The 14559-nt window shown below is 64.6% G+C and carries 16 protein-coding genes; 9 read left to right on the forward strand and 7 right to left on the reverse strand.

What is annotated here, in order from left to right; translation table 11 throughout:
- Positions 1-450: 450 nt before the first annotated feature.
- Complete coding sequence (locus tag GA645_RS20715) at positions 451-2355, reverse strand: potassium transporter Kup (protein WP_152224933.1); 1905 nt, start codon at positions 2353-2355, stop codon at positions 451-453.
- A gap of 242 nt (positions 2356-2597) precedes the next feature.
- On the opposite strand from GA645_RS20715, the gene rimO reads away from it, so the two are divergent.
- Genes rimO through GA645_RS20730 form a run of 3 tightly spaced genes read left to right on the forward strand, consistent with a single transcriptional unit; the run spans position 2598 to position 4807 of the window.
- A complete protein-coding gene (gene rimO / locus GA645_RS20720) occupies positions 2598-3920 on the forward strand; it encodes a 30S ribosomal protein S12 methylthiotransferase RimO (RefSeq protein ID WP_152224935.1) in 1323 nt (440 codons plus the stop codon).
- 49 nt (positions 3921-3969) lie between these two features.
- A complete protein-coding gene (locus GA645_RS20725; protein WP_152224937.1) occupies positions 3970-4431 on the forward strand; it encodes a DUF1456 family protein in 462 nt (153 codons plus the stop codon).
- A gap of 7 nt (positions 4432-4438) precedes the next feature.
- The gene (locus GA645_RS20730) at positions 4439-4807 is read left to right on the forward strand and encodes a DUF2784 domain-containing protein (protein WP_152224939.1); all 369 of its coding nucleotides are present in this window, start codon (positions 4439-4441) and stop codon (positions 4805-4807) included.
- Here GA645_RS20730 and GA645_RS20735 read toward each other — a convergent pair.
- Positions 4755-6329 carry a glycosyltransferase family 39 protein gene (locus GA645_RS20735; protein ID WP_152224940.1) on the reverse strand — a complete coding sequence of 525 codons (1575 nt, stop codon included), beginning with the start codon at positions 6327-6329 and terminating at the stop codon, positions 4755-4757. The two genes, GA645_RS20730 and GA645_RS20735, sit on opposite strands and share 53 nt — an antisense overlap.
- Before the next feature lie 205 nt (positions 6330-6534).
- Here GA645_RS20735 and tsaA point away from each other — a divergent pair, with 205 nt between their 5' ends.
- Positions 6535-7233: a tRNA (N6-threonylcarbamoyladenosine(37)-N6)-methyltransferase TrmO gene (tsaA, locus tag GA645_RS20740; RefSeq protein ID WP_152228223.1), complete on the forward strand. Its 699-nt coding sequence runs from the start codon at positions 6535-6537 to the stop codon at positions 7231-7233.
- A gap of 6 nt (positions 7234-7239) precedes the next feature.
- On the opposite strand, the gene GA645_RS20745 is transcribed toward tsaA, so the two are convergent.
- Positions 7240-7542, reverse strand: coding sequence for a putative quinol monooxygenase (locus GA645_RS20745; RefSeq protein ID WP_152224942.1), 303 nt, complete (start codon positions 7540-7542; stop codon positions 7240-7242).
- Between the two features lie 60 nt (positions 7543-7602).
- Between GA645_RS20745 and GA645_RS20750 the strand changes: the two genes are divergently transcribed.
- Positions 7603-8016, forward strand: coding sequence for a VOC family protein (locus GA645_RS20750; protein WP_152224944.1), 414 nt, complete (start codon positions 7603-7605; stop codon positions 8014-8016).
- Positions 8017-8271: 255 nt separating this feature from the next.
- Here the strand turns inward: GA645_RS20750 and fpr are convergent, their stop codons facing one another.
- The gene (gene fpr, locus GA645_RS20755) at positions 8272-9048 is read right to left on the reverse strand and encodes a ferredoxin-NADP reductase (protein ID WP_152224946.1); all 777 of its coding nucleotides are present in this window, start codon (positions 9046-9048) and stop codon (positions 8272-8274) included.
- A gap of 222 nt (positions 9049-9270) precedes the next feature.
- On the opposite strand from fpr, the gene GA645_RS20760 reads away from it, so the two are divergent.
- Positions 9271-10197 (forward strand): LysR family transcriptional regulator, encoded by a 927-nt coding sequence (locus GA645_RS20760; RefSeq protein ID WP_152224948.1) that lies wholly within the window; start codon positions 9271-9273, stop codon positions 10195-10197.
- Between the two features lie 221 nt (positions 10198-10418).
- Here GA645_RS20760 and GA645_RS20765 read toward each other — a convergent pair whose 3' ends face one another.
- Both GA645_RS20765 and erdR read right to left on the reverse strand, forming a co-directional pair.
- Complete coding sequence (locus GA645_RS20765) at positions 10419-10790, reverse strand: diacylglycerol kinase (RefSeq protein WP_152224950.1); 372 nt, start codon at positions 10788-10790, stop codon at positions 10419-10421.
- 85 nt (positions 10791-10875) lie between these two features.
- The gene (erdR, locus tag GA645_RS20770) at positions 10876-11526 is read right to left on the reverse strand and encodes a response regulator transcription factor ErdR (RefSeq protein ID WP_152224952.1); all 651 of its coding nucleotides are present in this window, start codon (positions 11524-11526) and stop codon (positions 10876-10878) included.
- A gap of 238 nt (positions 11527-11764) precedes the next feature.
- Here erdR and GA645_RS20775 point away from each other — a divergent pair, with 238 nt between their 5' ends.
- On the forward strand, positions 11765-12649 hold the full coding sequence (locus tag GA645_RS20775; protein ID WP_152224954.1) for a DMT family transporter: 885 nt from the start codon (positions 11765-11767) through the stop codon (positions 12647-12649).
- Between the two features lie 266 nt (positions 12650-12915).
- Here GA645_RS20775 and GA645_RS20780 read toward each other — a convergent pair whose 3' ends face one another.
- Entirely contained in the window at positions 12916-13632 is a 717-nt protein-coding gene (locus GA645_RS20780; protein WP_152224956.1) for a tRNA-uridine aminocarboxypropyltransferase, read from the reverse strand.
- 266 nt (positions 13633-13898) lie between these two features.
- Here GA645_RS20780 and GA645_RS20785 point away from each other — a divergent pair, with 266 nt between their 5' ends.
- Both GA645_RS20785 and GA645_RS20790 read left to right on the forward strand, forming a co-directional pair.
- On the forward strand, positions 13899-14306 hold the full coding sequence (locus tag GA645_RS20785) for a quorum-sensing-regulated virulence factor family protein (protein ID WP_152224958.1): 408 nt from the start codon (positions 13899-13901) through the stop codon (positions 14304-14306).
- A gap of 12 nt (positions 14307-14318) precedes the next feature.
- A complete protein-coding gene (locus tag GA645_RS20790) occupies positions 14319-14534 on the forward strand; it encodes a DUF3820 family protein (RefSeq protein WP_152224960.1) in 216 nt (71 codons plus the stop codon).
- Positions 14535-14559: the final 25 nt, after the last annotated feature.

A 14559-nucleotide genomic window follows, 5' to 3' on the forward strand; every position in this document is an offset into this window, starting at 1 on the left:
ACCTCCGCACACGCCAGAACGCCCCTTCAGGAGGCCGAGTGGAATCGGAGTTTCAGGGGTTGAGCGGCATGGATGCCGCGAGAGCGTCGTTGGGCCATGGATGGCCCGTCGACGCGTGCCCCTGAAACTCCGATGGAGCGAGGGAAACGAAGCGAAGCGTAGTAACAGCCGAAGGATGGCCCGAAGGGTGAGCGAAGCGAATCACCCCCGGCGAAGCCGGGGCCGGATGATGGGGCAAGACCTTTGCCTCCTTTGGGTCGTTTGCCAAAGGAGGTCGCCCGAGGGGGCGAAACAAGAAATCCCAATACACGCCGAAGCGGCGCAGAACACCGAACGAGAAGAGCATCGCGGAGAAGCTCCGCTCCTACGAAAATCAACAGCGGCTTAATCTCAGCGAGCCGCCCAACAAAAAAGCGCGCCATCGGCGCGCTTTTTTAATGCAGCAGAAACTCAGATCTCCACCTGCGTCCCCAGCTCGATCACCCGGTTCAACGGCAGGTTGAAGTAGCGCAGGTTGCCGTTGGCGTTCTTCAGCAGGAAGGCGAACAAGCCCTCGCGCCAGCGCGCCATGCCAATCAGCTTGGACGGGATCACCGTCTCGCGGCTGAGGAAGTAGGTGGTGCGCATCGGGCTGAAGTCCAGTTCATTGAGGTGGCAGAGCTTGAGTGCCAGCGGAATGTCCGGGTCCTCCATGAAGCCAAAGTGCAGCACCACGCGGAAGAAGCCTTCGCCGTAGGCATCCACCTCGAAACGCCGATCCGGGCTGACGCGCGGGCTGTCTTCGTTGACCACGGTGAGCAGGACCACCTGCTCATGCAGCACCTGGTTGTGCAACAGGTTGTGCAACAGCGCGTGGGGTACGGCGTCGGAGCGCGCGGTGAGGAACACGGCGGTACCCTGCACTCGGTGCGGCGGCTGCGAACGGATACTGGAGATGAACAACGGCAGCGGCAGCGAGCCTTCGTCCAGGCGGTCCACCAGCAACTGGCGGCCACGCTTCCAGGTGGTCATCAGGATGAACAGGGCAATACCGGCGATCACCGGGAAGGCACCGCCCTGGACGACCTTGGGCAGGTTCGCAGCAAAGAACAGGCTGTCCACCAGCAGCATCAAAAGGAAGAACGGAATGGCCAGCCACATCGGCCATTTCCACAGCAGCCAGATCACCACACCCATCAGCAACGTGGTCATCAGCATGGTGCCGGTGACCGCCACGCCATAGGCCGAGGCCAGGGCCGCGGAGGACTCGAAGCCCAGCACCAGCAGCACCACGCCCACCATCAGCGCCCAGTTCACCATGCCGATGTAGATCTGCCCCTGCTCATGGCTGGACGTGTGCTGGATCACCATGCGCGGCACGTAGCCGAGTTGGATGGCCTGGCGGGTCAGGGAGAAGGCACCGGAAATCACCGCCTGGGACGCAATCACGGTCGCTGCGGTGGACAGCGCCACCATCGGCACCAGTGCCCAGCCGGGGGCGGTCAGGTAGAAGGGGTTACGTGCAGCTTCGGCGTTGACCAGAATGGTTGCGCCCTGGCCGAAGTAATTGAGCACCAGCGCCGGCAGCACCAGGGCGAACCAGGCGCGGGCGATCGGCTTGCGGCCGAAGTGACCCATGTCCGCATACAGCGCTTCGGCGCCGGTCAGCGCCAGTACGGTTGCGCCGAGGATGGCCACGCCGATGCCGGGATGGGAGATGAAGAAGTTCATCGCCCAGGCCGGATTCATCGCCTTGAGCACTTCGGGCTGCTGCGACACGCCATAGGCGCCCAGCGCCGCCAGGGCGACGAACCAGGCCACCATCACCGGGCCGAACAGGATGCCAATGCGCGCCGTGCCGTGCTTCTGGATCAGGAACAGGCCGACCAGCACGATCAGCGACAGCGGCACCACCCAGTGTTCCAGGCCGTCGAAGGCGATCTCCAGGCCCTCGATGGCCGAGAGTACCGAGATCGCCGGGGTGATCATGCTGTCGCCGTAGAACAACGCCGCGCCGATTAGGCCGGCGATCACCACGAACGCCTGCATCCGATGCCGGCCGGTGGCAGCGCGACGGGCCAGGGCCGACAGCGCCATCACCCCGCCCTCACCCTGGTTGTCGGCGCGCAGCACGAAGATCACGTACTTGATCGACACCACCCAGATCAGCGACCAGAAGATCAGCGAGAGTACGCCGAGCACGCCGTCATGGTTGGGCTGCACACCGTAGCCGCCGACGAACACCTCCTTGAGGGTGTACAGCGGGCTGGTCCCGATATCGCCGTAGCAGACGCCTACGGCGCCAACCATCAGACCGATCGCGGAGCTGGAATGGGGCTGTTCATGCTCAACGGTGCCGGCACTTGCATCGGACATGTAACAAAATTCCTCGAAAAATTCGGCGCATCCTGCTCCGACCCTTTCGGCGATGCAAGAGCCGGTAGCATTCGATTTGAAAGACTATAGAGCCTGTTGCCCACAATTACCGGCTGGCCGGCGTTATCGAGAGCCTGCGACAGCTTGTCCCAGGGAGACTGGTCAAGCGCGCGGCCTGCCGCTAGAATTGCGCACTTTTTGATCAGAGGCGCCACCAGCGCGCCCTTCGAGGTTAGCCGCACATGTCCACCGCCACCCCAAAAGTCGGATTCGTCTCGCTCGGATGCCCCAAGGCGACCGTCGATTCCGAACGCATCCTCACCCAACTGCGCATGGAAGGGTACGAAATCGTCCCCACCTATCAGGACGCAGACGTGGTGGTGGTGAACACCTGCGGCTTCATCGATAGCGCCAAGGCCGAATCCCTCGACGCCATCGGCGAGGCCATTGCCGAGAACGGCAAGGTCATCGTCACCGGCTGCATGGGCGTATCCGAAGACAGCATCCGCGACGTACACCCCAGCGTGCTGGCCGTGACCGGCCCGCAGCAGTACGAGCAGGTGGTCAGCGCCGTCCACGAGGTGATCCCGCCCAAGGCCGAGCACAACCCGCTGATCGACCTGGTGCCGCCGCAGGGCATCAAGCTGACCCCGCGCCACTACGCCTACCTGAAGATTTCCGAAGGCTGCAACCACAGCTGCAGCTTCTGCATCATCCCGTCCATGCGCGGCAAGCTGGTCAGCCGCCCGGTGGGCGACGTGCTCAGCGAAGCCCAGCGCCTGGTCAAGGCCGGCGTGAAAGAGCTGCTGGTCATCTCCCAAGACACCAGCGCCTATGGGGTGGACCTGAAGTACAAGATGGACTTCTGGGACGGCCAGCCGGTGAAGACCCGCATGCTGGAGCTGTGCCAGGCGCTCTCCTCCATGGGCGTATGGGTGCGCCTGCACTACGTCTACCCGTACCCCAACGTCGACGACGTGATCCCGCTGATGGCCGAGGGCAAGCTGCTGCCCTACCTGGACATCCCCTTCCAGCACGCCAGCCCGAAAGTGCTCAAGTCCATGAAGCGCCCCGCCTTCGAGGACAAGACCCTGGCGCGCATCAAGAAGTGGCGCGAGATCTGCCCCGAGCTGACCATCCGCTCCACCTTCATCGTCGGCTTCCCCGGCGAGACCGAGGAAGATTTCCAGTACCTGCTGGACTGGCTGACCGAAGCCCAGCTCGACCGCGTAGGCTGCTTCCAGTACTCCCCGGTGGAAGGCGCCCCGGCCAACGACCTGGGCCTGGATATCGTTCCGGACGACGTCAAGCAGGACCGTTGGGAGCGCTTCATGGCGCACCAGCAGGCGATCTCCGCCGCCCGCCTGCAACTGAAGGTCGGCAAGGAAATCGACGTGCTGATCGACGAAGTGGACGATGAAGGCGCGGTCGGCCGTTCCTACGCCGACGCCCCGGAAATCGACGGCGCCGTCTACATCGACAGCTTCGACGTGAAGCCGGGCGACAAGGTGCGCGTACGCATCACCGACGCCGACGAGTACGACCTCTGGGCCGAACTGGTCTGATCCGCAAAAGCCCCGCTGAAGCGGGGCTTTTCATTTCAATGGTAAGAACATGACCAACAACGACGTACTGCGCAGCCTGCGCTACCTGCTGGATATCCGCGATGCCCAGGTCGCCGAGATCACCGCGCTGGCCGGCTTCAACCTCAGCGCCGAGGACGTCGGCGCCTTCCTCGCCCGCGACGACGAGCCGGACTTCAAGCCCTGCAGCGACCGCGTGCTGGCGCACTTCCTCGACGGCCTGATCGTGCATCGCCGTGGCCGCGACGAATCCCGCCCGCTGCCGCCGGTGGAACTGCCGCTGACCAACAACATCACCCTGAAGAAGCTACGTGTCGCCTTCGAGCTGCGCGACGACGACATCCTCGCGATCCTCGACAGCGTGGGCTTCATCGTGACCAAAGGCGAACTGGGCGCGCTGTTCCGCAAGCCCGGCCACAGCAACTACCGCCCTTGCGGCGACCAGTTGCTGCGCAATTTCCTCAAGGGCCTGACCCTGCGCCAGCAGCGCTGAGGCGGCCGTGCTCCAGCGCCTCGCCGCCGATGCCGTGGTGTTGCTGCACCTGGGCTTCATCCTCTTCGTCGTGCTCGGCGGGCTGCTGGTGCTGCGATGGCCACGCCTGGCCTGGCTGCACCTGCCAGCGGCAGGCTGGGGCATGGCGGTGGAATTCCTCCACCTATATTGCCCGCTCACGCCGCTGGAGAATCACTTCCGCCAGTCCGCCGGCGGGCTGGGCTACAACGGCGGCTTCATCGAGCACTACCTGATCCCGCTGATCTACCCCGCCGGCCTGACCGAGGCGATTCAGATCGTCCTCGGCCTGGCGGTGCTGGCGATCAATCTGCCGCCTTACCTGCTGCTGGCTCGGCGGCGACTGCGCTCCCGCTAGCAGGCGCCGGCAAATAGGCCAGGCTGGTGTCCGTGGTCTTGTGTCCCAGCCGCTGGCCGTTGTTCGGCCCGGACTCGACGACACTGTGATCCTTCTCCAGCCACGTCAGCGGGCGCGCGCCGCGATGCGATGCCAGAGTGATGATCAGGGTCCGCTGCGGGTTCCAGTCATCACCGGTACGCTGGCGCAACCAGGCGAACAGAGCGGCGCTGTCTGTCTCGGGATATCCGGAACGTACGTAGAGGAACGGATGTGCCTGGGGAGAGCCGAACTTCTCCAGGTACATCGGCACCCGCGCATCGAGATCGCCCAGCATCACCACTCGCCACTGCGACCACGGCGCCGTGCGCTCAGCCTGGCTACGCACGTCGCTGGCGAAGGTCGGTGCGCCGCCATTGCCATTGCTCCACGGATAGACCACACCCAGCACCAGCAGCATCAGCACGGCCGCTGCCGCCACTCCGCGTGGCCACGCACGCCCGAGGCCTGCCAGGCCACGCTCGTGGCGGGATTCGACGACCCACCAGGCCGCGATCAACTGGGCGAACGGCACCAGGGGCAGCACGTAATAGCTGCGGCGGCTGCCACTGGCGGTAAAGAACGCGAACAGCAGGATCAGCGCCCAGATCAGCCAGCGCGCATTGGGTTCCAGCTGCTTCCAGCGGCGCGCGGCGAACCACAGCCCGAGAATCCATAGCGGCGCCCAGGGCAAGGTGTAGGCCGGCAGATAAAGGAGATAGGTATAGATCGGCCCCACGTGGTCGAAGGGCTGGAAGAAGCGCACCACGTTCTCGCGGAACACCAGGGCCAGGCCGCTCTCGCCATAGGTGGGTTGGCCATAGAAGTGCGACAGCACGAAGGGAATCGCGTACACCCCGCCAGCCACCACCACGGCCGCCACCAGCCGCAGGTTCAGATGCCGGCGCCAGCGCCCCTCGCTGAACAGGTGCGGCACCAGCGCCAGCACGGGCAGGATGAAGCCGATCAGCCCCTTGCACAACGAGGTCAGCGTCAGGAGCAGGCAGAACCCCAGGTAGCGCGAGAAACGCGTATCCTCCGGCCCGCGCCAGTACCACGCCAACGCCGCCAGCACGCCGAACACCGTCAGCATGTCCGCCGTCGCCACCCGCGCCCAGAACAGGAAGTAGAAGGTGGTCGCCATCAGCCAGCCGGCCAGCAGGCCGGTGCCCTTGCGCAACAGGTGCTCGCCCAGCCACCAGACCAGCCAGACGCTGCCCAACCCTGCGAGCACGCTGCTCGCACGCAGCGTCCAGTGATTGAGGCCGAACAGGCTGGCGGGGGCGGTGATCAGCCAGTAGGACAACAGCGGCTTGTCGTAGTAGGGCCGTCCGTTCAGGTAGGGGTCAAAGTAGTCCTTCGACTGCAGCATCTGCAGCGCGATATCCGCCCAGCGTATTTCCGGTCCCCAGAGTTCGCGGCCTCCCAGGCCGAACACCAGCAACAAGAACGTGGCGCCCAGCAGTATCGCCAGCGCTTTCCGCTCCCTCGTCCACTCCCGCATCACCATCCCCTCAGAGGCACCGCGCCCAATTTGCGCCAGCAGACACTAGTCCGGAAAAGGTTATGCCGTCGTTAAAGTTTTGCTGGAATCCTGTGATATGCCGCCATTTGCGCTCAGTTCGACGCCCTCAGCGCCAGCGGCCCGTCCGGGGCACGGCGGCCTCAGATCAGGTACCATGGCGCCCCCTGCACCCGCTTCCGCCGCCATGCCCCACGCCATCACCCCCATCGGCCACGTCCGCTCCTGTTTCAAGGAGAAGTTCGCCATTCCGCGCCAGCCGCAACTGGCCCCAGCCGCGACCGGCGTGCTGGAGTTGCTGCCGCCGTTCGACACCGGCGACGCGGTGGAAGGCCTGGAGCAGGTCAGCCATGTCTGGCTGCTGTTCCTCTTCCACCAGGCGCTGGAAGACAAGCCGCGACTGAAGGTGCGTCCTCCGCGCCTGGGCGGCAACCGCTCCCTCGGCGTATTCGCCACCCGCGCCACCCACCGCCCCAACGGCATCGGCCAGTCGGTGGTGAAGTTGGATAAGGTCGAGCCCGGCCGTCTCTGGCTGTCCGGCATCGACCTGCTGGACGGCACGCCGGTGATCGACATCAAACCCTATGTGCCCTACGCCGACATCGTCGACGATGCGCGCAATGCCATCGCCGATGCTCCGCCTGCGCCCATCGCCGTGCACTGGAGCGACGAAGCCCTGCGCCAGGCCCATGAGCACGGCCTGCGCCTCGGCCAGCCGGTGCATGAACTGGTCGAGCAGTGCCTCGCCCAGGACCCGCGCCCGGCCTACCAGAAGCCTCCGCCCGAGCGCCGTTATGGCGTGCGCTTGTGGGACCTGGACGTGCACTGGCACTACCCCGCCGACGGCGAAATCCGCGTACTCGACCTGACGCGCAGCGCCGACTGAACCGGATCAGCTCACCGGGTTGAGGGCGATCACGTCGCTCTCGAAGCAATCCTGCTCAAGAATCAGCGGCTCCACCAGCGGACGGCTGTCGCGGAAGTGCGCGGTCTGGGTATGCGCGTCGTACGCCGCATCGTCGCGATAGATCTCGTAGAGGTAGATCACGTCCGGATCGAGGCGGTCCTGGGACACATCGAACACCAGGCAGCCCGGCTCGCTGGCAACCGACGCGGCGGCATTGACCTTGATGGCGGCGAGGAAGTCGTCGGCGGTTCCGGGCTTTACACGGGTCTTGATAAAGAGACTGTACACAGGGCGATCCTTTTGTTTTAAATTTGAAAACAAATTGTATACAAAAAAGGAATCCCGTTCATGTCCGATCTCCCCGCCCGCCCCGGCCGCCTCAATGGCCTGCGCCACCTCGCCCTGCTGGTGCCGAACCTGGAAGAGTGCGAGCGCTTCTATGTCGACGTGCTCGGCATGCAGGTGCTCAATCGCGCCAACGAAGACCTGGTCTACCTCACCTGCGGCAACGACAACCTCTCCCTCGGGCGCGGGATAGGCGCGGCCAACGGCCTGCAGACCATGGACCATTACGGTTTCATCGTCGACAGCGTGGAAGAGCTGGAAGCCTGGTACCAGTACTTCAAGGCCCGCGGCGTGACCCTGCTGGACCGCCCCTTCGACCATGGCGACGGCGCGCGCAGTTTCCACCTGCTCGACCCGGCCGGGAACAAGGTGCAGCCGCTGTATCACCCGGCGGTGTCCGGGCAGCGCCTGGCTTGAAGCATTTGTAGGAGCGAGCTTGCTCGCGAACGGTGGCGCACCGTGCCTCGCCCTACTCTGATTGGCGGGTTATTCGTGCGTGCGGCTTTCCCGTAGGAGCGGACTCCGTCCGCGATAAGCCCCGAGCGGAACCTGATCGTGGACGGAGTCCGCTCCTACGAAAAACCAAGCTCCAGGCGAAAATACGGCCCATAAAAAACGCCGCGATCCCCAGAGGAATCGCGGCGTTCTTTCGACTGAATCGTCGGGCGCTGCTTACTTCTCGACGAAGGCGCGCTCGATCAGGTAGTCACCCGGCTCGCCCATGCGCGGGGAGATCTGCAGGCCGAAGCTGTTCAGCACTTCGCTGGTCTCGTCGAGCATGCTCGGGCTGCCGCAGATCATGGCGCGGTCATCCTGCGGGTTCATCGGCGGCAGGCCGATGTCGGCGAACAGCTTGCCGCTGCGCATCAGGTCGGTCTGGCGGCCCATGCTGTGGAACTCTTCGCGGGTGACAAGCGGGCAATAGATCAGTTTCTCTTTCACCATGTCGCCGAAGTACTCGTGCTCTGGCAGGACCTTGGTGATGAAGTCCGCGTAGGCCAACTCGCTGACCCAACGCACGCCGTGAACCAGGATGACCTTCTCGAAGCGCTCATAGACTTCCGGGTCCTGGATGACCGACAGGAACGGCGCCATGCCGGTGCCGGTGCTCAGCAGGTACAGGTGCCTGCCGGGCTTGAGGTCGTCCAGCACCAGGGTGCCGGTGGGCTTGCGGCTGACCATCAGCTCGTCGCCTTCCTTCAGGTGCTGCAGACGCGAGGTCAGCGGACCGTCCGGGACCTTGATGCTGAAGAACTCCAGGTGCTCTTCGTAGTTCGGGCTGGCAATGCTGTACGCGCGCATCAGCGGACGACCGTTGACTTCCAGGCCGATCATCACGAACTGACCGGTCTTGAAGCGCAGGCCCGGGTTACGGGTGGTCTTGAAGCTGAAGAGGGTGTCGTTCCAGTGGTGCACGCTGAGAACGCGTTCGGTGTACAGGTTGCTCATCAAGGACTCCTAGGAAAATCGTGGCGCACCCCAGCAAATCCCGGACGTAGCGCAATTGCGCGACATTTTATAGGCGGCGACAATATCCGCAAAATAAATTATCTGGATATTGCTAATCCAAAACGCAGATAAGGCCGCGTCATGTCGACGCGCAAGGATACTGTCAGACCTTTCCTAGAGCGGGGCGACCGAATGTCGCGCTGCCCTTCCGGAGTCCATCCAATGAAATTCACCCTGCGCCAGCTGGAGGTCTTCGTCGCTGTCGCCCAGCAGGAAAGCGTCTCCCGCGCCGCCGAGGCGCTGTCGATGTCGCAGTCGGCCACCAGCACCGCCCTGGGCGAGTTGGAGCGACAGTTCGACTGTAAGCTGTTCGACCGTTCCGGCAAGCGCCTGACCCTCAACGCCCTCGGCCGCCAATTGCTGCCGCAGGCGGTGGCCCTGCTAGACCGGGGCAGCGAGATCGAGAACATGCTCAACGGCAAGAGCGCCTTCGGCTCGCTGGACCTGGGCGCCACGCTGACCATCGGCAACTACCTCGCGACTCTGCTGATCGGCACCTTCATGCAACGCCAGCCGGACTGCCGGGTGCGCCTGCACGTGCACAACACCGCCCACGTGGTACAGCGCATTGCCCACTACGAGCTGGACCTGGGATTGATCGAGGGCGACTGCCAGCACCCGGACATCGAGGTGCAGCCATGGATGGAGGACGAACTGGTGGTGTTCTGCGCACCGCAGCACCCGCTGGCGCGCGAAGGCCGGGCCGACCTGGCGCGGTTGATCGAGGAAGCCTGGATTCTGCGCGAACAAGGTTCCGGCACACGCCTGACCTTCGACCAGGCCATGCGGCACCACGTCGAGCCGTTGAACGTGAGACTGGAGCTGGAACACACCGAGGCAATCAAGCGCGCGGTGGAGTCGGGCCTGGGGATCGGCTGCATCTCGCGCCTGGCCCTGCGCGATGCCTTCCGTCGCGGCAGCCTGGTACCGGTGGAAACCCCGGACCTGGACCTGCGTCGGCAGTTCTATTTCATCTGGCACCGGCAGAAGTACCAGACCGCGACCATGCGCGAGTTTCTCGAGCTGTGCCGCAGCGAAACGGCCGGAGTGACGCGCAGCGACGATATCGTCCTGCCGATGATTCCGTAGGCCATACAACCGCTCGCGGTTGCACGCCGCTACACCGCGCCCGGCGCGGGCGACAGGGTCGAATCCAGTGGGCTCTGAAACCAAGGCCAACCGGGGTATAACGCGGAGCGTTATACGCCCTGCGCTCTGCCGATGATTCCGTGTGGATGCGCTTTTCGTAGGAGCGGGCCACGCCCGCGAATCGCGCCCTTGGGGCGCTCCTGCAAATGAATGACCAGCACTTAACCCAGCAGGATTCCCGCCCAGGTCACGGTGATGATGGTCAGCGCCACGAACTGGGCCGCGCTGCCCATGTCCTTGGCGTTCTTCGACAGCGGGTGGCGCTCCAGGGAAACGCGGTCCACCACCGCCTCGATGGCGGAGTTGAGCAGCTCGACGATCAGCGCCAGCAGGCACACCGCGATCATCAGCGCGCGCTCACCACGGGTGACGTCGCAGAAGAACGACAACGGAATCAGGATGACGTTGATCAACACCAGCTGGCGGAAGGCCGCTTCACCCTTGAAGGCGGCGACGAAGCCGGCCAGGGAATAACCGGCGGCGTTGAGGATGCGTTTCAGGCCGGTCTGGCCTTTGAAGGGGGAAGCGGACACAGCGGTTCTCACAGGTAAAAGTCGCGGCACTCTATACCAGTGCGCGTCAAAAAGGATTCATACGGTTTGACAGGATGTGACGAGGTCAAGCCCCGGGGACCGACTCCATCTGTTGCAACAGCAGCGCCGCCTGGGTGCGGGTGCGCACATTGAGCTTGCGGAAGATGGCGGTGACGTGGGCCTTCACCGTGGCCTCGGAGACGTTCAGCTCGAAGGCGATCTGCTTGTTCAGCAGGCCCTCGCAGACCATGGTCAGCACACGGAATTGCTGCGGCGTGAGGCTGGCGAGGCCGGCGCTGGCCGCGCGGGTCTCCTCGCTCAGCTCGGTCACCGCATCCACCTGCGGCGGCCACCAGACGTCGCCGTCGAGCACCGCGCGCACCGCCTGCTGCAGGACGCTCAGCTCACTGGATTTGGGGATGAACCCGCTGGCACCGAACTCACGGGAACGCTGCACCACGGCGGCGTCTTCCTGGGCCGAGACCATCACCACCGGAATCTGCGGGTACTGCCCGCGCAGCAGCACCAGGCCGGAGAAGCCGTAGGCGCCGGGCATGTTCAGATCCAGCAGCACCAGGTCCCAGTCCGCCTTTTCGTTCAGCCTGGCCTCCAGCTCCGCGATACTCGCCGCCTCCGACAGTCGCGCCTCGGGCCCCAGGCCGATGGTCAGGGCCTGGTGAAGAGCACTGCGGAACAGCGGGTGATCGTCAGCGATCAGGATCTCGTAGGAAGCCATGGAAATTCCTTGAAGGCCGCGCCGAAGTCATGCCGTGGATAACAGCCAGACTTGCGCAGGAAAGGTCGGAGCCGGATAGAGCACTGCCCTTGCATTGTACGCAAAGACAGCACCCGGTGTCCGCGCGAATGCGCCGCCCAGTCACTGTCATTGCGCCCGCGCGCAAGGTGCGCCTCTTTCCAACAGCCCGGGCTTGCGGCAGAGTTCCGCTTTTTTCCTGCCGTTCGAGAACAACAAGATGAAAAGCCACGCGCTGCGCGCCGATATCCTGATGCTGTTTACCGCGATGATCTGGGGGGTTTCCTTCGTCGCGCAGCGCCTGGGGATGGACGCCATCGGCCCGTTCCTCTACACCGGCCTGCGCTTCGCGCTGGGCGCGCTGGCGCTGCTGCCGCTGCTGGCCTGGTCGCGCAAGCGTGGCGCCCAACCCTTCAACCGCGGCCTGCTGCTGGCGGGCCTGGCCATCGGCGTTGCGCTGACCCTGGGGATCAACCTGCAGCAGGTCGGCCTGCTGTTCACCAGCGTCACCAACTCCGGCTTCATCACCGGCCTGTACGTGATCATCGTGCCGCTGCTGGGGCTGCTGCTCGGCCATCGGGCCGGCGTGGGCACCTGGCTGGCCGCCGCGCTGGCGGTGATCGGCATGGCCATGCTGAGCATCGGCCCGGACTTCCACGTGGCCTCCGGTGACTGGCTGCAGCTGACCGGCGCCTTCGTCTGGGGCGGCCACATGCTGCTGGTAGGCCTGTTCGCCAGCCGCTACGACCCGATCCGCCTGGCCTTCCTGCAGTTCATCACCTGCTCGGTGGTGAGCCTGATCCTGGCCATGATCTTCGAGGAGATCCACTGGGCCGCCATCGTCCAGGCCGGCCCCGCGCTGCTCTATGGCGGCCTGTTCGGCGTCGCCACCGGCTTCACCCTGCAGGTCGTGGCGCAGAAGCACGCCATCGCCTCCCACGCGGCAATCATCCTGTCGCTGGAAGCGGTATTCGCTGCTATCGCCGGGGCCCTGTTCCTCGACGAAAGCCTGCATATGCGCGGCTACATCGGCTGTGCGCTGATGCTCGCCGGCATGCTGGTGGCACAGCTGTGGCCGAAGAAGGCCGAGGCAAGGGCCGCCTGATAGCCATTTGACGCTTCGCCCGCTACGACAGACGAGCCACATGCGTGCCGGCTGTCGTAGGAGCGGACTCTGTCCGCGATCGATTCAACCTCACTCCGAGCGACCAGGTGGCACCAGTCCCCCATCGCGGACGGAGTCCGCTCCTACGCTCGTCTCAGCGCCGGAGTGCCCTTGCAGGAGCGCCTTCGCAAGAATGCGTGGAGCGCAGCGATATCTGCCCTGCAGGCGAGCCCGGAGGTATCCTGTAGGAGCGCCGGCAAGGGGACTTAACGCTGGGTAAAGGGCATCAGCGCCTGGTGCGCCGGGCTCTGCTCGTCCAGCGGCTGCTGGCGCTTGGAGCCCAGGTAGCGCTCGCTGAACACATCCAGATAGGCATCCAGCGCATCCCCGGCGCGGCGGTCGCCGGCCAGCCCCAGGCACAGCGCGGCCACTTCGGCGGTGCACAGGTGCTCGTCGAACTTGGAGCGGCGCAGGCGGTAGCGCGACAACGCATCGGGGGTGATGCTCAGCACCGGGAAACGGTCCAGGTACGGACTCTTGCGGAACATCTTGCGCGCCTCGTTCCAGGTCGCATCGAGCAGGATGAACAGCGGTCGCTTGCCTTCCTGCGGCACCACCTCGGTCACCACGCGCTCGGGCTGGACGAACTCGCCGGGGAATACCACGTAGGGTTGCCACTTAGGATCGTCCAGCAAGGCCACCAGGGCCGGATCGACCTCGATGCGCGACCAGCCGAAAGCCCAGGTATCGGGCACGGTCTCGGCGATCAGCCAGCCGGTGTTGCTGGGCTTGAGCGGTTCGGTATCGAACATCACCAGGCACATCGCCGAGTTCGACTCCACCTGCGGACGCAGGCCGCACATGCAGTAGTTCGGCCGCAGGCGGCAACCGGCGCAACGCGGCGAGCGCGAACCACGGGCCACGAACGGCTTGACGCAACGGGCCAGGCGTTCATCGCGAAGACGGGCAACGGCGTGGCTCATGGTTGCGCCACCGGAGGGGAAAGACGGGATCGGAACATCGGTGGCTCGGATAGAACGATGAATGCAGACCGCCGATTGTACCAGAGCCGCCCTCGCGCCCTGCTCCGGGATGACCGGCGAATCCTTCGCCGGCGGTCATTCGCCGTCCGTGTGACAAGTGTTTCTCGGCACGGACGCGCTTTTCAGGGACAATGGCGGCCTTGAAATAACCGGCGAACCCAAATCGGTCCGCACGGTCGAATTGGCACCATTGTCAGGAGATGCCCATGCTGCGCCTCACCGCCCTCGCCCTCTGTCTCGTCCTTCCCGCTGCGCACGCGGCCTCGAAGAACGACTACGAACTGTCCAAGATGCTGGACAAGGTCGCCAAGGAAAGCAGCGAGGGCACCCCGCGCGCGATCAACGAGGACATTCTCGACCAGGGCTACACCGTCGAGGGTAATCAGCTGATCAACCACCTCAGCGTACGCGCCAGCCACGCCGAACGGATGCGCGCCAACCCCGACAGCGTGCGCAGCCAGCTGGGTGACAGCGTCTGCCGCAACACCGGCTATCGCCAGTTGCTGGCCAAGGGCGCGATCCTCACTTACAGCTTCACCGAGTACAAGACCAACGTTCCGGTCGCCACCGAGCGCTTCGACGCCGGCAGCTGCAAGATCAAGCTGCAGAAGTAACCTCGCCCCGCCATGCTCGACAAACTGCAGCTGCTGAAGATCGCGCGCACGCCGATGCCCTTCGGCAAGTACCAGGGACGCATGCTCGTGGACCTGCCCGAAGAGTACCTGCTGTGGTTCCACCGCAAGGGCGAGTTTCCCAAGGGTGAGCTGGGTCAGCTGATGCAGCTGACCCTGGAGCTGAAGATCGATGGCCTCGACGGCCTGATCAAACCGCTGAAGCGCTGAGCACCGCGCAATCGTCCGCTGACGA

Source organism: Pseudomonas sp. SCB32 (assembly GCF_009189165.1).
Classification (GTDB): Bacteria; Pseudomonadota; Gammaproteobacteria; order Pseudomonadales; family Pseudomonadaceae; genus Pseudomonas.